The sequence below is a fragment of the Paenibacillus sp. 01T47 genome, assembly GCF_056398245.1.
This window is the reverse complement of record NZ_JBFTPA010000009.1, coordinates 140410-164605: the sequence shown is the minus strand read 5'-3', so window position 1 is coordinate 164605 and position 24196 is coordinate 140410. Positions and strand designations below refer to the sequence as shown.

At 44.9% G+C, this 24196-nt stretch carries 18 protein-coding genes; 5 read left to right on the top strand and 13 right to left on the bottom strand.

The features are described 5' to 3' along the window. Positions 1-3: 3 nt before the first annotated feature. Entirely contained in the window at positions 4-2367 is a 2364-nt protein-coding gene (gene galA / locus AC1DOV_RS19270) for a beta-galactosidase GalA (protein WP_477550781.1), read from the bottom strand. 203 nt (positions 2368-2570) lie between these two features. On the opposite strand from galA, the gene AC1DOV_RS19265 reads away from it, so the two are divergent. From AC1DOV_RS19265 to AC1DOV_RS19245, 5 genes are all read left to right on the top strand, one after another. Next, on the top strand, positions 2571-4643 hold the full coding sequence (locus tag AC1DOV_RS19265; RefSeq protein ID WP_477550780.1) for a right-handed parallel beta-helix repeat-containing protein: 2073 nt from the start codon (positions 2571-2573) through the stop codon (positions 4641-4643). A gap of 30 nt (positions 4644-4673) precedes the next feature. Beyond that, positions 4674-7010 carry a helix-turn-helix domain-containing protein gene (locus tag AC1DOV_RS19260; protein WP_477550779.1) on the top strand — a complete coding sequence of 779 codons (2337 nt, stop codon included), beginning with the start codon at positions 4674-4676 and terminating at the stop codon, positions 7008-7010. A gap of 211 nt (positions 7011-7221) precedes the next feature. Next, positions 7222-8199: an ABC transporter permease gene (locus AC1DOV_RS19255; RefSeq protein WP_441882941.1), complete on the top strand. Its 978-nt coding sequence runs from the start codon at positions 7222-7224 to the stop codon at positions 8197-8199. Between the two features lie 17 nt (positions 8200-8216). After that, positions 8217-9107: a carbohydrate ABC transporter permease gene (locus AC1DOV_RS19250; protein ID WP_441882939.1), complete on the top strand. Its 891-nt coding sequence runs from the start codon at positions 8217-8219 to the stop codon at positions 9105-9107. A gap of 49 nt (positions 9108-9156) precedes the next feature. After that, a complete protein-coding gene (locus AC1DOV_RS19245) occupies positions 9157-10716 on the top strand; it encodes an ABC transporter substrate-binding protein (protein WP_441882937.1) in 1560 nt (519 codons plus the stop codon). Positions 10717-10777: 61 nt separating this feature from the next. Here the strand turns inward: AC1DOV_RS19245 and thiI are convergent, their stop codons facing one another. From thiI to AC1DOV_RS19185, 12 genes are all read right to left on the bottom strand, one after another. Continuing rightward, positions 10778-11998, bottom strand: coding sequence for a tRNA uracil 4-sulfurtransferase ThiI (gene thiI / locus AC1DOV_RS19240; protein WP_441882935.1), 1221 nt, complete (start codon positions 11996-11998; stop codon positions 10778-10780). Positions 11999-12000: 2 nt separating this feature from the next. Further along, positions 12001-13149, bottom strand: a complete 1149-nt coding sequence (locus AC1DOV_RS19235; RefSeq protein WP_477550778.1) for a cysteine desulfurase family protein — start codon at positions 13147-13149, stop codon at positions 12001-12003. A gap of 92 nt (positions 13150-13241) precedes the next feature. Continuing rightward, positions 13242-13919: a lytic transglycosylase domain-containing protein gene (locus AC1DOV_RS19230; protein WP_477510059.1), complete on the bottom strand. Its 678-nt coding sequence runs from the start codon at positions 13917-13919 to the stop codon at positions 13242-13244. 288 nt (positions 13920-14207) lie between these two features. Beyond that, the gene (locus AC1DOV_RS19225) at positions 14208-14810 is read right to left on the bottom strand and encodes a nitroreductase family protein (protein ID WP_339208690.1); all 603 of its coding nucleotides are present in this window, start codon (positions 14808-14810) and stop codon (positions 14208-14210) included. Positions 14811-14980: 170 nt separating this feature from the next. Beyond that, positions 14981-16585 carry a DUF2339 domain-containing protein gene (locus tag AC1DOV_RS19220; protein WP_477550825.1) on the bottom strand — a complete coding sequence of 535 codons (1605 nt, stop codon included), beginning with the start codon at positions 16583-16585 and terminating at the stop codon, positions 14981-14983. A gap of 51 nt (positions 16586-16636) precedes the next feature. Continuing rightward, on the bottom strand, positions 16637-17347 hold the full coding sequence (locus AC1DOV_RS19215) for a YwaF family protein (protein WP_477550777.1): 711 nt from the start codon (positions 17345-17347) through the stop codon (positions 16637-16639). 82 nt (positions 17348-17429) lie between these two features. Then, positions 17430-18128, bottom strand: coding sequence for a response regulator (locus AC1DOV_RS19210; protein ID WP_477550776.1), 699 nt, complete (start codon positions 18126-18128; stop codon positions 17430-17432). After that, complete coding sequence (locus AC1DOV_RS19205) at positions 18121-19524, bottom strand: sensor histidine kinase (RefSeq protein WP_477550775.1); 1404 nt, start codon at positions 19522-19524, stop codon at positions 18121-18123. The genes AC1DOV_RS19210 and AC1DOV_RS19205 overlap by 8 nt, the downstream gene beginning before the upstream one ends. A 23-nt stretch (positions 19525-19547) precedes the next feature. Beyond that, positions 19548-20276, bottom strand: coding sequence for a DUF6081 family protein (locus tag AC1DOV_RS19200; RefSeq protein WP_477550774.1), 729 nt, complete (start codon positions 20274-20276; stop codon positions 19548-19550). Positions 20277-20305: 29 nt separating this feature from the next. Then, the gene (locus tag AC1DOV_RS19195) at positions 20306-21217 is read right to left on the bottom strand and encodes a prenyltransferase (RefSeq protein WP_441883070.1); all 912 of its coding nucleotides are present in this window, start codon (positions 21215-21217) and stop codon (positions 20306-20308) included. 73 nt (positions 21218-21290) lie between these two features. Then, positions 21291-22334, bottom strand: a complete 1044-nt coding sequence (locus AC1DOV_RS19190; RefSeq protein ID WP_477550773.1) for a hypothetical protein — start codon at positions 22332-22334, stop codon at positions 21291-21293. Further along, the gene (locus AC1DOV_RS19185) at positions 22331-24103 is read right to left on the bottom strand and encodes an HSP90 family protein (RefSeq protein WP_441882917.1); all 1773 of its coding nucleotides are present in this window, start codon (positions 24101-24103) and stop codon (positions 22331-22333) included. Before AC1DOV_RS19185 ends, AC1DOV_RS19190 begins: the two co-directional genes overlap by 4 nt. Positions 24104-24196: the final 93 nt, after the last annotated feature.

Sequence of the window (24196 nt, the reverse complement as noted above, 5' to 3'; positions counted from 1 at the left end):
TGACTAGCTGACCTCAATGATTGCATCTGCAGACTGCAACCCGGCGGAGATAGCCTTCAGCGTTATGCTGCCCGCATCCGCTCCTGCTTGCAATAGCGCGAGGGCGAGGCCGTTAAATGCTCTTCTGCTGCTTGCTTTATCTGATTCATGGCTGCTTGGATTGCCATTGCCTACACCGATCAGCGCACCTGATCCTTCCACATAGAAATCTACATGAGAGTCTGCGTAAGGCACTACATTTCCGTTCTCATCCACTATGCTTACCCGGACAGCAGCAACATCCAGACCATCAGCTTGTATAGCTGTTCGATTAGGCTCAAGCCGAATCGCATGTGGTTTACCTGTTGTAACTCGCTTACCCTCTGCTGCTATAACCCCGCCTATTTTACCGACTGCCTTAAGCTCACCGGGTTCATAGGCGATATCAAAGTCCAGACTTCTGTGCGGCTTAACAACCCGTTCACCAAGCGAGCGGCCATTTAAAAATAGTTCAATCGAATCGCAGTTGGTATATGCCGTCACTCGAATCGTCTGTCCGATTAGCTCCGGCCAATTCCAATGCGGAAGCAAATGAACGAGCGGCTCTTCGGTCCATAATGCTTTCATGAGATAATAAACATCCTTCGGAAACCCGCAGGTATCCATTATGCCAAAATGTGAGTTAATGCAAGGCCACTCATACGGCGTAGGCTCTCCTCTGTAATCAAAGCCCGTCCAAACGAATATGCCAGTCAAATAAGGATGTTCCATCACATCGGACCACGATTTTTCAGGACTGCAGCCCCATGATGGAATGTTCGTACCATGAGATGAGCAGTACCCCTTGTTCGGATCATCTGCGTAGATGCCTCTCGTCGTCGTATAGCTTGATGATTCGCTCCCGATTATAAGGCGGTTCGGATATTTTCTACGTCCATCTACATCTGCACCTCTGTGGCCGTAATTATAGCCTACAATGTCGACAGCGTCCGCATATCCGCCGCTGCTCCAGCCATGATTCATCGCAGCCATCGTCGGTCTGGTCGGATCGAGCTTATGCGTAAGCTCTGTCATTGATTTCAAGATGCGCGCGCCCATAACGGTTCCTTCCAGAACCTCTTCATTCTCCAAGCTCCATAAAATAACCGATGGATGGTTGCGGTCACGCAAAATCATGCTTTTTAATTCGTCCATGCCTCGTGAGCTGCTGTCGAGCTTCCGATTCTCGTCCATGACGAGCAAGCCAAGCTCATCACAAAGTTCCAGCAACTCAGGCGAAGGAGGATGATGGGCGCTTCGATATGCATTGCAGCCCATTTCCTTTAGTAAGCTCAGCTTATACGCAATCAGCGCTCTTGGCATGGCAACGCCGACGCCGGCGAAGTCCTGATGATTACAGGTGCCTTTGATCGGATAAACATTTCCATTTAGCAAAAATCCTCGTTCAGCATCAAAATGTATCGTGCGAACCCCGAAGCTGGTATCGAATTGGTCAATCAACACCCCATTTTCATACAGCTCCGTAACAGCTGCATAGAGGTAAGGGTGCTCTGGAGACCAAAGTTCAGGCTCTGTTATCGTAAGCTTCTGCTCAACCGTTATTTCATCCAAGCCGTCTACACTTGATCGAACAGCTTGCTCGGCAACCTTGCGCCCACCTGCTCGCTCTGTCATAACGGTAATCAGTTCAAAAGCTCGATTTGAAGCAGATTCGTTCAATACTTTCGTTTCTATTTTGACTGCTGCATGACTTTCGGAAACTTCTGTTGCCGTAATGAACGTCCCCCACTGAGCAACATGGAGCGAATCCGTCGATTGCAGCCATACATGGCGGTAAATGCCGCTGCCTTCATACCACCAGCCCTCATAATCAGTTGCATCTACCTTCACGAGTACGATGTTGTCTCCTTCTGAGCCATACCGAAGTACATCGGTAATATCGTAAACAAAGCTCGTATAGCCGCCAAAGCGTTCACCGATCAAATGCCCGTTTACCCATACGGTGCTCCTGCCTGTAACGCCATCGAAGCATAAGGATATTTTTCTGCCCAGCTGATCAGCTGGAATAGTAAACATTTTGCGATAAAAACCAACCCCCGTATACAAGTAGCCATGACTGCCTGCTCGCGAGCCCATTGAAGGGTCATTTATAAAAGATCCATCTGGGCACCAATCATGCGGTAAGCGAACTGCTTCCCAGCCCTCTTGAGCCTGCTGCGCCTCCTTATCTACATAGGCAATATCCAGCCATTCCCCTTCCTCCCGCTTGGCGCAATCCGTTAGGCCGCCTGTCATTCCCCCTTTAACTGCATAAGGAATATGAATATCACCTTTGTGAAAAAACCAGTTTTCATCAAAGCTTTCTCTGCTTCTTTCTATTAATGTCATCGCCTTCTCCTCCATTCAAAAGCTTCACTGCAATGGCCATGATCCTCTTTTTCGATCGATCGAAGGTTAAGTTAACACGGGATTTGACAGCAGTCTACTGTGAAAAAAACGATTAAGTGTACTTTATTTGAAAGCCCTTGCAACAAATAGGACTTCGGTTTTATAACTATAATGTACAGTTCCTACAAGGGGGTCTTAAAAAAATGATTACCAACTATTATGTTGCACCAAATGGTAACGATAACGCACTCGGAAGCTTGGATGATCCATTCCTGACGATACAGAGAGCGCAGGAAGAAGTACGTGAACAAATCAAGAACGGAATGAGTCATGACATTTCGATTTTTCTGCGAGGTGGCCTTTATGAACTAGATGCCCCGCTTCGTTTTGATAATAGAGATTCCAGCAGAGACCGCTGCCATGTTCAGTACACCAGCTATCCGGGTGAGAGAGCCACAATTGCTGGCGGCAAACAAATTACAGGTTGGACGCCATATAAAGGAAAGGTTTGGATCGCTAAGCTGGAGTGCGGCATGCACTTCCATACCCTTTATGCTGACGGACATCGAATTCATCAAGCTCGGCTTCCAGCCACTGGTTATTTTGAGACCGAGATGCCCTCTGTTCATGATGATGAACAGAATAATAAACAAGGCATTCACTATCGCAGCGAAGACTTGCCCTCTCATTATGATTTGACAGGGACTCAGCTTTTCGTCTGGCCAGGTGAGGGAGAATGGAATTGGTTCACGGAAACAAAGCCAGTCGCCTCCAATCATGCAGAGCGCCAGCAATTGCTATTCGAAAGTGACGCCACATGGCCCATTGGAGCAGGTTCGAGGTACTATATACAAGGTTCGCTCGACTTCCTCCAAGCGCCTGGTCAATTTCATCTTGATAAGGCCTCTAGCACGCTTTACTACTATGTTTCCGATGACGTGTCAGATCCAAATGAACAGACTATCATTGCGCCAACAATTAAACGTCTGCTTGAAATTAACGGGGAAAGCCCGCATGAACCCGTGCAAAATATTAGCTTTACAGGACTGACTTTTGCGTGCACCGATTTTTTTCGCGAATATCGCATGATGGATGATAATGTCGAGCAAGCCGAACACCGCGAGGGCTTAATCTATATCAACCATGCGAGGCATATCCAAGTTACCTCCTGTAAGCTGGAACAGTCCGGAAGCTGCGGCATTTATTTGGACCACTACACATATGACATAACGATAGATAGCAATGACATCCAACATTTCGGCTACATCGGCATTAGTTTGAATGGTTTTGCACCGGGAACTGGTCCATTCACAAGCCCTTTAGCCTCTTATACAAATAGTTATCACAAGATTAAGAACAATCGGATCGAGCATGGCGGCGAGCTCGTTGGACATGGCTGCGGCATCCTGCTCTACCAGAGCGGAAACAATGAGATTACGAACAATTTGATTGCCAACATGCCAAGATACGGCATTTCCTTGAAGGGTCTTCGCCATAAAACGATGCCCTCTAAACTTTACGGAATTCCCGTCACTTGGGAAAATCATTGGGATTTCCTTCACAGCAGAAGCAACTTTATTGCTTATAATGATATCTCTAAAGTGATGACAGACAGTCAAGATGGAGGTTTGATTGAAGCATGGGGTGTTGGGAGAGGCAATGTCATTCATAGCAACTATCTCCATGACAGCGGCATTCATTTTTCTTTTGGGTTTGGCATTTATTTGGATGATGCAGCCGATGATTTTACAGTTACGAACAACATAATCACCTCTCTTTACAGCACTGGCGAAGGCAAGCTGTGGATGCTTATTTTCTCGAAAGGAATCGGCAATCGCATAAAAAACAATCTGCTTTTTGCTAATCCTGATGCGATCTCGGCAATCGGCTCTCAGGAAATGGCTGATGAAGAAAACAAGCATATCGAAATATGCAGCAATATCATATACAATTCAGGATATTTATATTATTTTGTTAATTATAGCGATGAACGGTTCAGCTCCTCCGACCGTAATCTTTATTGGATGAACAATAAACCATGCATAATAGCAGGTAGTCTCCCACTCCTCGCAAGCGGAGATGATGCCCTTGGAAGACAGGAGTACAGCTGGGAGCAGTGGCGATTGCTCGCTCAAGGCAAATACGATAAACATACCATTCACGGGGAGCCACTGTTCCAGTGTGCTAAGGATGGCGATTACCGCCTGCATTCAAGCTCGCCTGCTTATCAGCTAGGGTGGAGCGATATCGAGTTCGAGAAAATCGGACCCAAATAATCAGGATCATAATAGGGAGGCTTGGATCGGATGAAAGTATTCGGATTTTACAAATCCAAAAAATATTTGCAGCGAGTCATGTTCTCCATTATGGCTACGATGGTCATTGTGCTTGTTGCATCATCGATAACCAACACATACATTCTTGAAAAATCGGTTAAGAACATTCAAGAACAGTCCAATTTAAAGGTGCTCTCGCAAATTCAGTACAATCTTTCCTACATGAACGATATTATTACGAGGCTATCGAACTTTGTATATCGCGATCACTTTCTAATTCCGCTTATGTTCAACGATGACTTGCCAAAAATGGACCTGATTCGCGGCCATAGACAAATGTCCAATATTATGGAGAGCTCCTCCTTTCTGCACTCCATGGTCATTTATAACAAATCACAATCCAAGCTATATGGCACAAGCAGCAGCCTTCTGCTTGATGGCGGCATTACGGATCAGCGTATCAGGAGTATGCTGCTGGACCCGAAACAGCCACAGCCAACCAATCGTTTAATTCCGATGAGCCTTGAGCAAAATGATGGACTAATCGATACTTTTGCGTTTATAGTCACCGATTCCTTGAAACCGTTTACAAAAAATAATTCAGCTATCATATTGTTTATTAAATCAGATTGGGTATTCGACAGCCTGCAAAAAATGAATGTCGCTAGTGATCGAGATCAGGGATTAATATATATTCAAACGCAAAACGGAAAGCTTTTGTCCTCCGATCCGAGTGCACCATTCACTGCTTCACAAGATCAAGCGAAGGTGAATGAGCTTGTCCTTGCTCACAAAACAAATGAAAGCCATTCCGCAGGGTTCTTTATCGGCAAGCTTTCAGGGAAAAAAGAAATGGTCACCTATATGGAAGACGGTCTCGGCGCTTGGACTATCCTCTATATCCAGTCCTATGACAAGCTGATGGGCGAGGTGAGCCAGACACGGAATCAATCGCTGCTTTTGTCAGCATTGTTCCTGCTGCTCGCGATCGGATTGTCGGTAGGGCTCTCTTACAAGCTGTATAATCCGATTGAAAATATGCTGAAGCGAATTCGTCCTCATCTTCAAGGTGAGAAACAAAATGCATCCGGCGTAAGCGATGAGCTGCTCCTGATGAGCGATAATTATATGAGGCTGTCAGAGAAGCTGAGTGAAATTAGCTCCGAGCAAATCGTGAGCAAATATTATATTCGCCGATTTTTATCGGACAGTCAGCTTTTCTCCGACCATGATATGCAGCATCTCATTGAAAAACATGATTTAAACATTTCCGTCAAAGATGAGCTGCTTGTCTGCGTGTTGAAGATCGACCACTTTGCTGCCTATGACAACAGCATCACAGGCGCTTCGAAAAAGCTGTATAATTTCGCCATTATTAATATTGCTCAAGAAATTATTCGTGAGCATTATCTTTGCGAAGCTGTCGAGATTCGAGGCGATCATGTCGTACTCATTTTATCCTGCAGCGCTAAGGGTACGACATTGTTATTTCCACAAGTGGTACGACAGCTGCGCGAGATTCAACAAATGATTGAACATTATTACCATATTTCACTATCCTGCGGAATCAGCGACATCATTTCACAGTATAGTTACCTATCAACGGCTTATACGCAGGCTCTGCGGTTTAGCCAGTATATGATTGTAAAAGGGTTCAAAGCGATTATTACGTCGGAAGACATTAAAGAAAACCTGGGAAGCAAGCAAATGTCGCTGCCCGATTCGATCGAGAAGAAGCTAACTGAAGCGCTCAAGAAAGGTCAGCTAACGAATGCCGGCAATGAGCTTGAGAAGGCATTCTCCCTCATTTCCACCTTTCAGTATGATGATATGATTCGGGCGGTATCCAATCTAGGATGGGTCATTAAAAATGCATCAAGCGAAATAAACGATAATCGGATCGTTCCTTTCTCTGTTGATCTGGATTACATTCAACAGATTTCGCAAGAGAAAGAAACGCTCGAGGAAATGTACCTCTCTTTGCTCTCGCTTTGTGCCAAAATCTGCGAAAATCAGCGCCCAGCAAATATGGAACGAAATGAAATGATGCTCGAGACGGTCAAAGAGCTGATTGAGCAGAAATTTCCTGACATTAATCTTAGCCAGCAATCCATTGCCATGAGTGTAAAGCTATCTTCCGCATACATCGGCAAGCTCTTCAAAGAGAATTATAATATGTCGATTACGGAGTATATTAATGAGGTTCGTCTAGGTCATGCCCAATCTCTCTTGGAGCAAAACAACTATACGATTGCAGAAATTATGGATAAATGCGGATACGCTAATCAAAGCTATTTCTTCCGCTTGTTTAAAGGAAAGGTCGGAAGCACGCCAAAGGAATATCGGATGAAGAAATCAATCTCATAAGTCCATGTATTCCGCTAAAAAGGTCCCTCGTTCACTGCTTTCAGTGAGCGAGGGATCTTTCTATTTCCTGTGATATCGATGAATATTCACAAAATCGAATATTTTACACTCACGAAATACAGTAATTCGCAAAACCTATTCTACCCGCCGTCGTTTCTACGTGGCATGATGGGCATCAGAACAGGAACGCTTCAGATGGAGGAGATCGCAAGTGGCCAAAACAGAGCTCGGAGCTCCTGAGCTATCGACAAGGGGCTCGAAGAACAAGGTCGGATGGCTGAGCAAGGAATGGAAGCATTTGAAAAAAAACCGGGAGCTGCTGCTGCTCGCTATGCCCGGCATATTATTTAAATTTGTAATCGCCTACATTCCTATGATTGGACTCATCCTTGCCTTTAAGTATTTCAGGTATGATCAAGGAATTTTCGGCAGCAAATGGATCGGATTCGATAACTTCGAGTTTCTATTCAAAGCCCAAGATGCTATTCGCATTATCCGCAACACGCTGCTCTACAACATTTCTTACATCGTTCTAGGAACCGTTGCCGCTCTTCTGCTCGCCCTTCTTCTTAATGAGCTTAGCGGGAAGCTTATCAAGCTCTACCAAACTACCATGTTTCTCCCTTACTTTATTTCTTTTGTGCTAGTCGGCTACATTACGAACGCTTTTCTGGATCATAAGGGAGGTTTCCTCAACACCATAATCGGTTGGTTCGGATTAGAGCCTCACAAGTGGTATTTAGAAACAACGCCATGGATCTTCATCCTGCCGCTCGTTGCTTTATGGAAAGGAATTGGTTTCTCCACTTTGGTCTATTACGCAGGAATTACCGGTATCAGCACCGATTATTACGAAGCAGCTAGGTTAGACGGCGCTTCTCGCATTCAGATGATGTGGCGAATTACTTTGCCGCTGCTTAAACCGCTTGTCATTATCCTATTCATATTGGGCCTTGGCAACATATTCCGCGGTGATTTCGGCTTGCATTATTTTGTCCCTAATAACGTCGGACCGAATTTTCCTACAACGGATATTATCGATACCTATGTATACCGCGCTTTAACTAAGCTGGGAGACATTAATTCAGCAGCTGCTGTCGGCTTCCTGCAATCCGTCGTTGGATTAATTACCGTAGTATCTGCAAATTATTTGGTGCGCAAAGCGGATAAGGATAATGCATTGTTTTAAAAATGGAGGAATCTTTTATGCCAAATACTAAAGGCTTTAACCTGATGAATGGGTTCATTAACATCTTTCTAACCATCCTGTGTCTTATGATTGCCCTTCCATTCGTTCTCGTTATCATCATTTCATTGACCTCTGAGAACAGCCTTGTACAGAATGGCTATCAATTTTTTCCCAAGGAATGGAGTATGGAAGCTTATCGTATCGTCTTTCAAAAACCCGACCCACTGCTTAAAGGATATCTGGTCACCATCCTCATTACAATTGTCGGTACGGTCTTATCCCTCCTGCTGACTGCGATGACGGCGTACCCTATTTCCCGAATGGACTTCCGTTACAACCGTCCAATTACCTTCTACATTTTCTTTACGATGCTGTTCAACGGCGGGCTTATTCCGTTCTACATCATGATGACGCAATATTTGCATCTAAAAAACTCTTTGTTGGCTTTGATTCTTCCAACGCTGCTCAGCCCTTTCAACATTATGATTATGAAAGGTTTTCTAGATAAGATCGGCAAAGAAATCATTGAATCAGCAAAGGTAGACGGCGCCAAAGAATTCCGAATCTTCTTCCGAATTATTTTACCCTTGTCGACACCTGCTCTAGCAACGCTAGGTTTGTTCATCTCTTTTGGCTACTGGAATGAATGGTTTTATGCCCTGCTGTTCATAGACAATGATAAATATATCCCGCTTCAATTGCTGCTTGTTCGCATTCTGTCTCAAATTGAGTTTTTGGCTAATTCTCCGCTCGCTCAGGTAGCCGACAAGCTGGCTTATGCCAATTTCCCGACTTTATCCGTTCGCATGGCAATGGCAATTCTTGCAGGCGGGCCGATGCTAATTATTTTTCCTTTTTTTCAGAAGTATTTCGTAAAGGGTATTACGGTAGGTTCCTTGAAAGGATAAGGAATGACTACTGTGCCATATATAAAATCATATACATGGAGGGTTTAATGTGAAAACAACAAAAGCAGCGTTACTACTCAAGTGCTTCGCTCTAATGCTTTGCTTGGCGATGATCGCAGCATGCTCGAACAATGGCAATACCCCTGCAAACCCAAGCACCAATGAGCCAAGCAAAACGGCAGAGACCACGCCGGATGCGACTGCTTCAGCAGAACCATCCCTTCCTGAGGCTAAGCTGACCTTCATTTATCCGGTATCCGCAAATCCCGGCCCGGATCAAAAGCTAGTTAATGATGAGATTAATAAATATTTAAAAGAGAAAATCAATGCGACCGTTGTGCTCAAGCCGCTGACGTTCGATGAATACGAGCCTAAGCTTAATGCCATGCTCGCAGCTGGTGAAGAATTTGACCTTGCGTGGAGCTCGAAGGGCTGGCTTGGCAATTATCAGCCTTATATTGATAGAGGTGCCTATCTAGAAATTACAGATGATATGATCAGCAAATATGCACCAGAAGCGCGCGCTAACATCCCTGATAAATTTTGGCCGGATATGCTTGCTGTTGATGGCAAGGTGTATGGTTTTCCAATCTATCAGGTAGCGGCAAAAACAAAAAGCTTAATTATCCAAAAACGCTTCATCGATAAATACAATCTTGATGTAAGCACGATTCAATCTTACAAGGATATCGAGCCTTTCCTAAAAACATTAAAAGAAAATGAACCCGGCATTATTCCTCTCGGACTTGCACAAAATTCTTGGGGCTTGTACAGCGATCGCACAAAAGTAGGTGACGGTCTTGTTCTAAGCTATGCGAAAGACGATGCATCGCTTGGTTATATTGGGACATTGCAAACGCTTGATGAGAAAAAAGGATACTACGATGATATGCGAAGATGGTACCAAGCAGGCTACATTAACGAAGATGCGCCAATTATACAGAACATCAATGACTTGAAGGGCAAAGGCAATGTTGCGGTCTCGCTGGAGTTTACGTCCAAACCAGGCGGAGAAGTTGGCGAGATGGCTATAAACGGCGGCAACGAAGTCGTGTATGCTCCAATCGCCGACAGCTACTTTACAGGAATTGCGGGAGCGATGCATGTCATTAATAAAAGCTCCAAAAACCCTGAACGCACATTGATGCTTATTAATTTGCTTAATACGGACTCCTACCTCTACAACTTAATTTGCAATGGTATTGAAGGCAAACACTATAATAGAGTAGATGATAAAAATATCGAACCGATTAAAGATTCAGGTTATGCGCCAAACGGCGACTGGGTATTCGGCAATCAGTTCAACGCCTTCCTTAAACCAGGTCAGGCCGCTGATACATGGGAGCGGACGATCGCGCTTAATGACAGCGCCCTTGTGCCTGCGACTAACGGCTTCGGCGTGAACGAAGAGAACATCAAAGCCGAAATAGCTAACGTAACGGCAGTTAACAACGAATATCAGGCCGCTCTCGAATCCGGTTCGGTGGACCCCGCTAAGGAGCTGCCAAAATACAAAGATAAGCTCATTGCCTCCGGTCAAGAAAAGATTCAAACGGAAATCGCAGCGCAATGGGATAAATTCAAACAAGAAAAAGGGCTAGTAAAATAATAGCGATACAAAAAAGAAGCTTTGCAGGAACTATACGCCTGCAAAGCTTCTTCATTCGCAATTAAAACCAGCTATCCTCGCCAGCGGTTTGGGCAGCCGTTTGAAGCTGCGGTGACAATAAAACTTCCTCCGTACCGTCAACAGCGGCAGTAAGCAATTGATTATAATTAGGAATTAGAGCCTCAATCTTCTCAACGATACGAAGATTCGGATTCGTACTTGGCGATTTCGGCAAAAATAACGTACAGCAATCCTCATATGGCAAAATCGACGTTTCGAACGTCCCGATTCTCTCCGCCATCCGAATAATTTCATGCTTGTCCATCATAATTAACGGCTTAAGCTGCGGCAGATCTGTTGCTCGACCAATGACATTCATGCTCGGCAGCGTCTGGCTCGCAACCTGCCCTAAGCTCTCGCCAGTAACGATACCGTTTGCCCCATTGCGTTCTGCCAGCTGCTCTGTGATCCGAAGCATCGCCCTTCTCATTAATGTAATGATCAGATTATCGCTCTTCGCTTGTACTAGCGTAGTTTGAATTTCGGTAAACGGAACAAGATGAAGCTTAATCGGCTCCCCGCTGAAATAGGATAATCGCTTAGCAAGCTCGATTACCTTATCTTTCGCCTGCTCGCTCGTGAATGGATAGCTATGGAAATGCACAGCCTCCACTTCAAGACCTTTACGCAGTGCCAGCCAGCCTGCAACAGGACTATCTATCCCCCCGGATAGCAATAACATAGCTTTGCCATTTGATGCAAACGGAAATCCGCCAGCGCCAGGGATGACATCGTAGAAGATGTAAGTAGCTTCCGCTTGAATATCCACCCGCAGCTCAATTTCCGGCTTGCTGACGTTAACTTTAAGTCCCGGCATCGCACGTAGAACATGTCCGCCCACCAAATGATTCATTTCCTGCGAATTATGAGGAAACTCTTTCCAAGCACGTTTCGCACTCACCTTGAACGTTTTTGGTTGCTCAGGCAATGCTTGCATAAGAGCTAGCGCAGCTGCTCTTATTTTCTCAAGATCAGCCTCTGTGCTGACAACTGGACTTAAAGAAACGATGCCGAACAAGTCCTTCAAGCGATCCGCTATAGGCTCATAGGGATGTCCATTCAGCTTGACATAAAGACGTCCAAACGATTTGAAATAAGTAATATTATCATAAGAAATTAATGCCTGCTTTACTTGATCAAGCATTCGCTTCTCGAATTTGTTCCGATTTCTTCCTTTTACCATTAAATCTCCATAACGGAGCACGATCTGATCATAAAGCAAAATTAAGTCAATCTCCTCTCAAGCGGCTTAAGTTGTGCGACAACATGACGCAGTGCAGCTCCTAAGGCTGCAATATCCTGCTCTCCATGCTCGTCTCCGAGACTAATCCGAATGCCGCTGCTCGCTTGCTCATGACTTGCACCGATGGCTAGAAGCACGCGGCTCGGCTTGTCATCCTTAGAAGAACATGCCGATTTCGTTGAAGCCATTATACCACGTTGCTCTAACATATGGATGACAACCTCTGGCTTCATGCCCGGATAGGAGAAATGTATAATATGGGAAGCAGACGGTTCTGCCCCGTTCAGCTTAAGCTCTGGAATTTGCTCTATATGCGTTAATAGCTGCTGTTTGAGCACTTTCAATCGCCTTTCTCTCTGCTCCATCGAAGCAAGCGACATGCGCAATGCCTTCGCTGACGCAACGATAGCGGGTACGTTTTGTGTTCCAGCGCGATGCCCATACTCCTGGGAGCCGCCACTAAACAAAGGGGACAGCGTAATGCCATCACGCACGTACAAATAACCTACGCCTTTGGGGCCACGAAGCTTATGAGCCGAACCGCTAAGCAAATCGATGCCCCACTTTTCCAAATGAATCGGCAGCTTCCCAATACTCTGAACGGCATCGACATGCAAGATGACCTTCGGATATCGTTTAAGCAACTTTGCAATATTCTCGATTGGCTGAATGGAACCGATCTCGTTGTTAATATGCATCACGCTAACGAGAATCGTTTCCTCAGTAATTGCCGCTTCCAATTGCTCAAGCTCTACATGACCCGATCTGCCTACTTGCAAATAGGTGACTTTGAAGCCTTCTTGCTCCAGCTGCGCAAAAGATTCGTATACGGAGGCATGCTCAATTTGTGTCGTTATCAAATGTTTGCCTCGTCCAGCGTACTGACGAGCAGCACCCTTTATCGCTATATTATTTGACTCTGTACCGCCGGAAGTAAATACCCATTTCCCCTTAGAGGTTTGCATCTGCTCGGCTAGAACAGCACGCGAGCGTTCAATTAACTTGTCAGCGTCAGTACCTGCACGATGCAGCGAGGAAGGGTTCGCATACTGCGACTTCATCACTTCCATCAAGGTCTGAACCACTTCTTCATACGGTGGTGATGAAGCACAATGATCAAAATATAACATTTTCGATTTATCTCCTTTTCAAAAAGAAAAAGATCATCGATTGCTCCCGCCTGCATGACGGATCGCTAAATCGTGATCTTATTGCTGTCGTTCTACTTGGCCTGAAGCACCTTGGCAACATAGCGCTGCGTCTCTTCTGGCAACGCTTCAAGATTTTCTATTAGCTGCTCGTTCGTTTTTATTCCTGCACGGTCCACTCGGCCCGGGCCTGCATTGTATGCAGCCAGCGCAACCTGCTCATGTCCATTATACTTGTTTAGCAGCATCGATAAATATTTAGTTCCGCCATCAATGTTTTGCGCGGGATCAAAGGAGTTGCTAACGCCTAGACCTCTTGCTGTTCCGTCCATTAGCTGCATAAGGCCCTTAGCGCCTGAACCTGATTGTGCATCTGCTTGAAAGCCGGATTCAGTTTTAATTACCGCTTGAATTAATGAAGAATCTACGCCATATTTGGCTGATGCTTGTTGAATAAGCTCGTCATAAGCAGAAGGAGAGCTGTTAGACGCGCCTTGACTGCTGAACGACACGTTAGGCATGCCGCTAAGTGAACTCAGTTGCGCGAGCGCATCTGCTGGCATGACTTGCGCCAATGCATTATTTTCAGAAGAAGTATCGGTCATATATTGGGATAAAAGAGTATCAAATAAGGATGCCGAGCCATCGCCTGTTGTCGCTTGCAACGGATTAGTCGCTGCTTGTAAATTTACATTTGGTGAAAGCTGAAGCTGCAATAATGTTTTGATTATCCGAGGGTCAATACTCATCATATCCTCCTAGCTGAATCATTATGTAAGTTTGTTAAGTGTACTTTAAGTATATCGGTTTTAATTGTACATGTTTTTAGAGCAAACAGCCAGTTTTCCCTCATGAATCCTTTCAATGAGCGGCATTACCTGTTTTATCGTTTGACACTCCAAATATTTCACATGCTCATCCTCTGCAAGAGGCAGCTGTTTTCTGGGATTCAGCCAAATAGGCGTCCATACGGCATAAAAAAAGATCGCCCCTATAAATAGGAACGATCTTTGGCTCAAAGCTATTATATAATATAGTGCTTATTTAAATACTTTCACACGCTCATCGATCGGTTGATACGTTTTTTCGCCTGGAGCTGCTGTTGGTTTGCCAAATGGCATTTGAGCAACAAGCTGCCAAGAATCCGGCAATGACCATGTCGTTTTTACTTCTTCATCAATAAGTGGATTGTAGTGCTGAAGCGAAGCGCCGAAACCTTCATTCTCAAGCGCCGTCCAGATTACAAATTGATGCATGCCTGAAGTATGCTGCGACCAGATCGGGAAGTTGTGAGCATATGCTGGGAAGTTGGCCATCAAGCCGTCAACGACTTGTTTATCTTCAAAAAACAATACGGTACCGTATCCGCTTTTGAAAGCGCCCATTTTTTGCTCAGTTGCCTCGAATTGATCTGCTGCAATCATATTGCGAAGCGTATTCGTCGTAATATCCCACAATTTATCATGATTTTCACCAAGCAATACAACTACACGAGTGCTTTGTGAATTAAATGATGATGGAGTATGCTTGACCGCTTCATGTACCAATTCTACAATTTTGTCATCGGAGATAACGGCCTCCTTGCTAATGCCGTAGATCGAGCGTCTTTTACTTACTGCTTCCAAAAAAGCTTGTGATGTCATTTTTTCTCCTGCCTCTCACATGTTGTGTGTCTTCCATCTGTGAACTAAGTATCCGCCTTAAAAGGCAGTTACAAATCCAAATAAATTTAATTACTTTACGTAAGTAACTTTATTGTATTGGAGTACACTTGTCAAGACCAACAGGTTCATTATTCCCCCTGCGTTCTTAATTATGATTCAGTGACAGCCTCTTCACCTTTGCCATTAATTTCTCCATTCTTAACACGCCATTTGCTATTTATCCACGTAATAAAAAACGAAATCGCTCCTAGTATTAACAATACACCTACCTTGTAAAGTGCCTCTTGCCCGCTTAAATCCATAAACATCGCTTTAATTGCAACGATAACAAGTACCGCTGAACCGAATGCACGAAACAGCAGCTCGCGATAATAAGCCCCCCACAAAATTAGCAGCAATGCATAGCAGCCCCAAGAAACAGACAAAGCCAAACCTAAATAACTTGAAGCGGAATCATACATATATTCTGTGAACATATTTTCAATTTGCCTTGTCAGCAATCCGCCGACGATGAGATGGGATAACAGCGCATACACACGAGCAAGCATCCGATTCGCTTGATCAGTGAGCTGAGGAATGACAAGCCTTCTAGAAAAGAAGAAACCCAGTGCAGCTAGCACCATCCATGCAACGGCCCCCCAATTCAGAAACGGGATGTACATCCCAAACCATTCGCCGCGAGGAGTGTCCCAAGTGACTACATACCAATAACATCCGACCACAAACCAGATAGCGAGCGAGCCGATGCTCAGCAGGATCCAGCGCTTAACATAGCCGATTGCAGCTGCTATCGCAGCTATGCAGCCCCATAGCAGCACCGTAATTAAAGGCTTTGACTCATATCCGCCGCCAATGCTGCTTACCGACACGAGAATCAACAGCAAACCGCCAAGGAAATACACGCCTGAGGATGGCGTAATCTTGTTTGTTAACATATAAATAACGAAACCACCGATTAAATAAACGATTCCGATAAAAGAGAGTATGTACCCATAAGCCACTTCACCGTTCAAAATGAATAGTGCCCAAAATCCAAATAAAATGCCATTTATCGCGTTCATATACAAATCGATTCCCTCAAAGGATAACTTATTGCTCCATGAAGAGACCATTAGTCCGATTGTATAAAAGAGAAAAGCTGCGAGCGCATATCGAAACGGCATACTCCAAAAACCTTCAGTCGATGGATTATAATGAATGAAATATACGATATACATCAGCCATGATCCGATAAAGCTGATGAACCGCAGCTCATGCCAATTGCGCGAGATGCTAAGAAATAGGAATGCAACATTTAATACAAGAAGATAAAGGAATAAAGCAAATACTTGATCTGTTTCCGGCCGCATAAGCAGCGGAGATAATAAACCACCCAGCATCGCTATATTCATTAGCAGCCGAGACATAAACTTATACGCATAAACGGATATTCCAATGGTTACTGCACTCATTCCAAGCAAGACGGTCATTGGGTCCCACAGCCGGTAATAAATTCCCGCAAAAGAAAACGTGGCATACAAAATGCAAGCCGCCATGCCAATCAAGATTTCACCAATCGGATTGCGCGGCAGCCGGCTTGCGAGCTTCAAACCGGCTGCGCCTACACCCGCTCCGCTTATCATACCGAAGCCAATTTTCATCGACTCCGTAATCCAGCCTTGATCTATCGAATATTTGAACAACGTAATAAAAGCAGCCATAACGAACAATACCCCAAGCAGTGAAGTCCAGTGTCTATTCACCATTTCCTGCATCTCTTTCACTTTCCCACCTTCTCTCTGTTAATAATAAAATCTTATATGATGTTACTGAGCAGAACTGCTTGGTTTAACGAATATTAAGCGATCGAGCAGCCTTACAGCGGCATATAGCAGCAAAAATATAACAAATGCAATAAGCTCCAGCTGTAGCAAATACCATGGCCATGGTCCCAGCATATCAAGCAACGAGGCTGTTCCCGGTTTTTCAGCTAAAAACATAAAGTTTGTTTTACCCGATGCCACGTTCGTAATCGCAGCCGGAATAGCGAATACATGCAGCCAGAGCTGAGCCTTCACTACGGAAAAGAAAGTCGGTCGATAGCGTTCTACTACGACGATAAATAGCGCTGCGCTAACGATACCTATATGTGCGATGAAAAATTGAAAATAACGAAAATGCGGAAACGCTTCATCTAAATTAGGAGTTAACAGCGCCTGCAGCGCCCCCATGCTTCCAAGAAAAAATAAAGCATCATACAGACTTTTTGGATTCCAAAGCAATACGACCGCGCTAACCAAAAGCATTAAGCTGCAAAGCTGAAATGGCAGAGAGCCTACTCCCCAATTATCATTGAGAATATAAGATAGCTGAAGCGAGATCTCGCAGCATATTAGCAAAATAGCCAGCCCTACTCGTACCATCTTGTTTAATCTCGGCACTCTCATTCGCTTCCGGAAAACGATAATACAGATAATGGCTGCAACGAGAATCGCCAATGCCCCAAAATGAGCAGCCGAGAACATTTCAAAATCCATCGGTATGCCTCCAATCTGTTGATGTAAGCGTTCTTCTACTCTCTATTTTGTAAAAAATGACATAAAAAAAATAGTACCAACTTTACATGGTACTATCCTCGTCCTTTTTCTTATGAAATAAGCCCATCTCTTTGGCTTTATTTGCTGCTTCGCGCGACCCGCTTAAATTCAGCTTTTTTAATATATGATTAACATGGTTTTTGACGGTACGAATCGATACAACCAGCTTGTCGGCAATCTGCGGCTGGGTATATCCTTGATCAATTAAATCAAGCAGCTGAAGCTCAGACGGCGTAATGAGATCACCGAGCTTCTTCGCCTCGAACTCGCGCTCCATCTGCTTCAGTCGGCGGAATTCCTCGCGCATCCGTTCTGCTACAGCCGCGTTAATGGGGGATTGGCTCCGGTATGCCGAGCGTACAGCTTCAGGCAAGCTTTCAAAATCAGATTTGATTTGGTAATCGATAGCTCCCGCTTGGAAGGATCGAAAGATAAGCTCCTTCTCCTCCATTGACGTAAGCATGATGACCCTTGCTCTGGTAGCTATTGCCGCCTCCTCAGCGAGCAGAACGCCTTCCGGCCTTCCGTCAAGCATGATATCCATCAGCACTACATCAGCAGGCACAGACTGCTGCTTCCCTTCCATAAGCGCTTGTCTAACGTCGTCAGCCCTGCTGGCAGTCCAAACCACTTCAATATCTTGCTCCTTGTTTAAATAAGCGACAAGGCCGCGCAGCCAATCACGATCATCCTCGACGATCCATACCTTGATTTTATCCATTTGCTTCCCTCCTCTGCGAAACATGTACATCTATTTTTGTGGCTTGAACATTCCGTTTCGGAAAAGTCATGTAGACCGATGTTCCAGCTCCCGGCACGCTTCGTAAGCCAAGCATACCTTTATGCTTGCGCATCACATGGTACGCATAGGGCAGTCCGAGCCCAAAATTAGTATCACTGCCGCTTTTGGTCGTATAGAACGGCTCCATTACCTTCGTTATCTCACTTTTGTCCATGCCAAGGCCCGTGTCTCTAACCTCAATAATAAGCTCTCTTTTGGTTTCGCTTAACAGAATAGACAGCACGCCTTTGTCTTGCATAGCCTCTAAAGCGTTGGCTATTATATTGCCTAAAGCCTCGCTTACCTGCGCGGGGTCGATGCGACAGCTCCAGCCTTCGTTTAACACGCTTTGCAGCTTGATGTTGCCAAGGCTTTGGGCGTATCCTTTCATCGTCTTCTCGATAAGCGCTGCAATATCGGTCACTTCCACACGAAGCACCAAATCCTCTGTTCGACGATGCACCCTTTGCAGCATCTCCTGCATATGGCGAGAAGCGTTCAGCACCGTTTCAACATCCGCCAGCAGCTCTTGTTGATCGGTTTCGATGGCATAAGCTTTCATCTTCTCCGAGAAAAGCCGCATTTTTCCTGCATCGTTTTTGATCGCATGATTAAGTATGGCAGTTCCTGAGGTGACTGCTCTTAACGTGGAATCGTATCTGCGGCGATCGATCTTCACTCGCACACCCATGAAGCCATAGGTGAATAATGCAATAACAAATACAGTTACGGCTAAACCAATGATCCATGTATTATAGACCCACATCCGCAGCATCCCGAAGCTCGGAAATACGTAATTCATGACCATACAGAACATAACCGGCGGCAGCACGGTTGAACATATTATCCAGTGTGTGCGAGAAAAAGAGGCATGCAGCTGCCGCTTGAGCAGTACCTGTATCGCCCCGTACATAATATAAGGAACCGCCCACCATACGACAATCTTGAACGATATGGGATACATCGTATTATAAAATGGAGTAAACAAAACACATAAAACAATCGGAATTAACAGTAAAAAGGGCATAAGCTGCTGCAGCCGTTTTGGAAGCCGTACAGGTTTGTAAGCTATAGCAAACAATGCAAAGGAATACGGCAATCCGTAGTAGGAGGTCAACGAGGAGAACGCTTGCAAGCGATAAAGAAGCTGCTGCGCTACTTGATTCATTCCAGCTTCCGCTGCTGCTGGCAGCCATTGCAGGTCAAGCACGGCAGCAAGCGCACCAGCTCCTCCGCTAAACGCCACAGCGCCTAACCAATGATTAACGGATGCTCGCCGATCGGAGAGCCATATAATGGCTGCAATAGCCCACAAAGCAATAAGAACGAATAGCATAACGCAGCTCCTTCATAACAACTTTACTCTTTGATTTCTATTGTAATGGGAGACCATTCTCCGATCACAGTCTGTCCGTGCACCGACACGCTGCCCTCCGGCGACAAATCCTTTTCCGTCATAATGCCTAGCGCAACGATAAATTGGTTAAATTTAACCGGAACATCACGCTCTCTCCGCACTTCTTGGCCATTCACAAAAAATACGACTTCATCATTGGTGCGATTGTACGTAATTTTGTACGTATTAAATTCGCGCGCCGCAAAGTTTGTGTCTTCCTTAAACACACAGAAATATCTCGTTTTATCCGTCTCCGGCACCTTTACTCCCGGAAAAGGAAGAACGGCATATACACTTGCATATTTGTCATTTCCCGCAAAAAAGTCGAGCGCACCGCCCGTCGTGAAATCGAGCAGATTCAAAGAAACAAAACCATCATAAAGATCATCAGGCGCTGTATTTTGCGAACGTGCGCGAATTTGCAGCTCAAAGCTAATCTCACCGAATTCAGGTACAAGAACAGGTTCAGCAGAATAATACATATGCTTAGCATTATCCAGTATTTGAATTTGATCGTTCGAGCGGCTAAGCGGTGCTCTTACATACAGCAGTCCATTGCGAACAATGACAACCGCATTAGGCTCTCGGTACTGCCAGAAGGTTCCGTCTTGCAGCGGAAAACCACCGATTTTCCATACTTCCCCTTCATTTAGAATCGTATGAAAATCTCCTAAAGTCCATTGCTTCTCCATATCCATGACCTCTTTCTAAGTTGTATGTTTTAAATAAGACCTTGAATGATTAAGGCAACGATTAAGATCACACCGCATCGCATCGTTGCTTTCAGCGAGGCACCCATAAGCGGTACGTATGCAGTCGATACATTATTTGATGATAACCTGCCGTATACCAAATATAAAGGTATCGCTGTTGGCAGCGCCAGCAGCCCGTAAATAGGCAATGCTTTCACGACCACGCATAGGATAAGCGAAATATAGGCGAGAAAAAGCAAAACGCGCGAGAAAACGAGTGCTCTCTTTTCTCCCCAAACGACGACTAATGTTCTTTTCCCTGCTTGACGATCAGCCTGCCAGTGCAGGAAATGGTGATTAAACAAAATTAGGGTAGTCAAAAGTCCTATTGGCAGCGATAGCCAAAATGCCCGAGAATCTAGCTCCGAGGTTTGTACAAAATAAGCGCCTACGACAGGCAGTATGCCGAAGGAGATCAAGATCGCGACTTCACTGTAGCCTTTGCCGCGGTATCCGAACTGGATCGGCGGAGCTACATAGAAATAAGCAATTAACGCCCCAAGCCCGCCAAATACGAGCACTGGCCATCCGCTTGTTATACTAAGTATAATGCCGCAAATCGCTGCAATGCCAAATAATGCCCATGTTACGGTCGCAAAGGTGCGAATGCTCCACGTCCCTTTTGTCAAATAGCCAGAGTTGGTTGCAATTACCCCTTCCGTCGATTGAGCGGCCGTATCCGTACCGTTATAATAATCCCATAAATCATTGATCATATTAGAAAATAAATGGGCTGTTCCTGCCCCAACTATGGTGATGATAAATAATAAAGGATTGAAAATGCCGTTCCACACAAAAGCCCCCAGCGCACCTAACGCCACGGGAATAAGCATAACAGGAAGAACGCTCAGCCTGGATGCTTTCATAAATTGTTTAAACATAAGCTGCCACTGCCCTCTCTGTTGTCGATCGTTCAATTGAACCACTTCCATTTGCTATACGTCAACACATGGATTAAAAATGGCTTAGTTTTTGAACTTGTTTAAGCTTCTGTTTGAGCAGCTCGGTGCAATAATGATTTTGGTTTCTTAGATCAAAAGCAGCAGCTAATTGTTCGGTATCCTTTACAATCATCTCATACGTAATATCGCTGCTAACATTCAGCTTTCTCCGACGGTTTTTCGCATGCCACAATTGTAGAAATGCTCTAGCTGAAATCATATACAACAACCGATCCCAGCCTACTTTCGTATCCAGCGCATATTGTACGGTTTGTTCAAACCATTTGGCGGCTTTATGAATGTCGGTTGCTGTGTAATAAGCAAGGAAGCTCCCATATTCACTTAAGTAACCAGGGCCCTTTAACAAACGCGCGCCTTTTTTTGCCATCTTTACAGCTTCATCTGCTTGCTCTGTCTCAAGGAGCGGGAGAAGCAGATGGCTGTACGTATTTTGCGGAATGGATTTGCAGGTCATTCGACCATCCATAATAGGCTTCATAGCTTGCAGTCCTCGCCGATATCTGCCAACTGTAAAATGATAGTAGCCAAAGCCATTTTGCTCACAGGCGCTACAATCAGACATTCCATCTCTAGCCGTCTTGCGCCAAAGCTCATAGTTTGCTTGAGCCGACTCATGATCGCCTTGAGATAGCGCGTATCGATGAAGACATTGATAATATGGGCGCAGGCTGTGACCGTATTGTAAGCATTTTGCCTTAAAATCATTAAAGATCGAAGTGATTTGATCCGTACCAAATTGCGGAAACCGCCAAATTTGATTAACAAACCATTTATAGTGCCAAATAAGGGTGAAGCTCGAATAAGCAGCCGGATCTTTTTCAAACTGAGTTAAGCACCAGGTAAATGAAACAAGAAATCGCTCTTCATAGCCCGAATCAAGCGCTGCCTCGGAATAAGACATGCGGGCGTAATAGGAGTCTTCCTTCGTCATATGCAAATCGGCTATCCGAATAGCCTCCTCAAGCACCGCAAGCTTCTGTTTTCCCTGCGGCAAGCTCCATGCCTCGCTTCGCAATTGATCATATCGCTGCTTCATAGCTCTCGCTCACCAGCCTGACTAAGACCGATTTCCAGCACCTGCATAAACGATTTGTTCATTAACTTCAGCTCCTCAGGGCCAAGAGGATATTGACCAAGCAGCAAGGCCTGCGTATAAACGGTCTCAATGCTTAGCTTCTGCATATCCGCATTCTGACAGGTCATAGCCTGCTGCATAAGCGGATTGTTAAAGTTGTAGCAAATCGTCGCATATGGCACCTCATATAGCTCATGGATGACGACATCCACAATGTTTGCGAACAAATCATTAGCTTCATCTTTCGTTTGCTCTGCCATTCTCAGAAAATTCACTTCATCATTTGTATTGTATAAAGCGGCCAAATCCACTGGTTCAAATCGCTTTACTACGCTTCTGCATTGAAATGGAGCTAGCAGCTGATCCGAGAGCTCCAGAAAGGAAAGAATGCTTTTATGCTCCGCGGGAGTTATGGATTGGAAGACGTTCGAGAAATTAATCGGATCTAGAACTAACGCCTCGATATCCTCATCCAGCTCCGACAGCTTGCGCACAAGCTCAAAATCATGGACATAACCGCCATTAATAACCATCACATTTTGCGCTTTGGCAACGCGAGCCACTTGGCGGAATTCATCAAGCGTTGAAGATACAACGATACGTTTGTTCTGTTCCAATATTTCGCTCATCTTCATCATGCCAAATGAAGTCTCAAACGACAAGAAACGGATAAACAATCGATAAAGCTCATCATCTTCGGCAGCCATCGCTTTAATGGAAGCAGAATGAATAACAATAATTTTACCGAATAGTTCAGGGTTTGATTCTGAAAGCTGAATCATATGCTGTTTAATGTTTTCGCCAATTTCATCCTTTACGGTGTGAAAAAGCTCATTTTCCATAAATGACTCCCGAGAAGCCGTTGGTCGAAGTCCATTCGTATTCATGATACACGTAACAAAAAAAGCCCAATCCGGAAGCATATTGTTAACTTGATCGGAAAGCAGCATACGTTTCATATATACCTTATGTTTTTTCTCGGCTTGCAAGCTTACAGCATAAGGAAGAATATAAGCGACACCCTCAAGCTCACCAATTACTGATTTTAAAGGTATGGCATCCAAGAAGGTTTGATACAAGTGATCTTCGCCATAGGTGAGCGCATCACTGCTATTCATGGACCACGGAGGAGTTTCCTCGTTAATCCTAATATCTGTTTTCCCTTCGGACAAATGAATCGGAACAGGCAGGAACTGACCATAATGGCTCATTAACTCCATCACACGATCCCATTCATAATAATCCTCGTAACCCTCCTTGCATGTCAAAAACACGGTGGTGCCGATTGGAGCATCCTTCTCAAGCTTGCGAATCGTGTACGTGCCGTCAGGCCGCCCACGCCATTCTAAAGTATCGCCTTCTAGAGCGGAGCGGGTAATAACAACGATCTCGCCGCTCACTACGAAGCAGGACAGCAAACCCACGCCAAATTGTCCAATATAGTCGTCTGCTGAATCCATTTCGTCACGCTTGGAGGTACTTCCGATTTGAGCCAAAAAAAGCTGGATTTCGGATTCGGACAAGCCTATCCCATTATCGTGAACGGCAATCGTTCGAGAACCGTAAATTTCAACTGTTACGCGTGCATCAAAGCGGTGTCCAAGCCGTTTGCGTGCTGTAATCGCATCAACGCCATTTTGCAGTAATTCCCTAATGAACACGCCTGGGCTCGAATATAAATGCTTTGAGAGAAGCTCGATCATCCCTTGTAAATTAACTTGAAAGTTCATTTCGCTCATCCTGTCTCCCATAGTGGATCTGTTTTTTATTGGTCTATTCCATTCATTGATTCGGCATTATACTCGCTTATCCTTCTTTATTTG

Bases quoted from the DNA above. Each gene is read 5' to 3' on its own strand.
- AC1DOV_RS19210 (WP_477550776.1), bottom strand. From the start codon at position 18,128: ATGGATAAAATCAAGGTATGGATCGTCGAGGATGATCGTGATTGGCTG.
- AC1DOV_RS19185 (WP_441882917.1), bottom strand. From the start codon at position 24,103: ATGAACTTTCAAGTTAATTTACAAGGGATGATCGAGCTTCTCTCAAAG.
- AC1DOV_RS19215 (WP_477550777.1), bottom strand. From the start codon at position 17,347: ATGGATTTTGAAATGTTCTCGGCTGCTCATTTTGGGGCATTGGCGATT.
- AC1DOV_RS19265 (WP_477550780.1), top strand. From the start codon at position 2,571: ATGATTACCAACTATTATGTTGCACCAAATGGTAACGATAACGCACTC.
- AC1DOV_RS19205 (WP_477550775.1), bottom strand. From the start codon at position 19,524: ATGCTATTCGTTCTTATTGCTTTGTGGGCTATTGCAGCCATTATATGG.
- AC1DOV_RS19225 (WP_339208690.1), bottom strand. From the start codon at position 14,810: ATGACATCACAAGCTTTTTTGGAAGCAGTAAGTAAAAGACGCTCGATC.
- AC1DOV_RS19260 (WP_477550779.1), top strand. From the start codon at position 4,674: ATGAAAGTATTCGGATTTTACAAATCCAAAAAATATTTGCAGCGAGTC.
- AC1DOV_RS19220 (WP_477550825.1), bottom strand. From the start codon at position 16,585: ATGCAGGAAATGGTGAATAGACACTGGACTTCACTGCTTGGGGTATTG.
- galA (WP_477550781.1), bottom strand. From the start codon at position 2,367: ATGACATTAATAGAAAGAAGCAGAGAAAGCTTTGATGAAAACTGGTTT.
- AC1DOV_RS19250 (WP_441882939.1), top strand. From the start codon at position 8,217: ATGCCAAATACTAAAGGCTTTAACCTGATGAATGGGTTCATTAACATC.
- AC1DOV_RS19195 (WP_441883070.1), bottom strand. From the start codon at position 21,217: ATGTTTAAACAATTTATGAAAGCATCCAGGCTGAGCGTTCTTCCTGTT.
- AC1DOV_RS19190 (WP_477550773.1), bottom strand. From the start codon at position 22,334: ATGAAGCAGCGATATGATCAATTGCGAAGCGAGGCATGGAGCTTGCCG.
- AC1DOV_RS19230 (WP_477510059.1), bottom strand. From the start codon at position 13,919: ATGATGAGTATTGACCCTCGGATAATCAAAACATTATTGCAGCTTCAG.
- AC1DOV_RS19235 (WP_477550778.1), bottom strand. From the start codon at position 13,149: ATGTTATATTTTGATCATTGTGCTTCATCACCACCGTATGAAGAAGTG.
- AC1DOV_RS19200 (WP_477550774.1), bottom strand. From the start codon at position 20,276: ATGGAGAAGCAATGGACTTTAGGAGATTTTCATACGATTCTAAATGAA.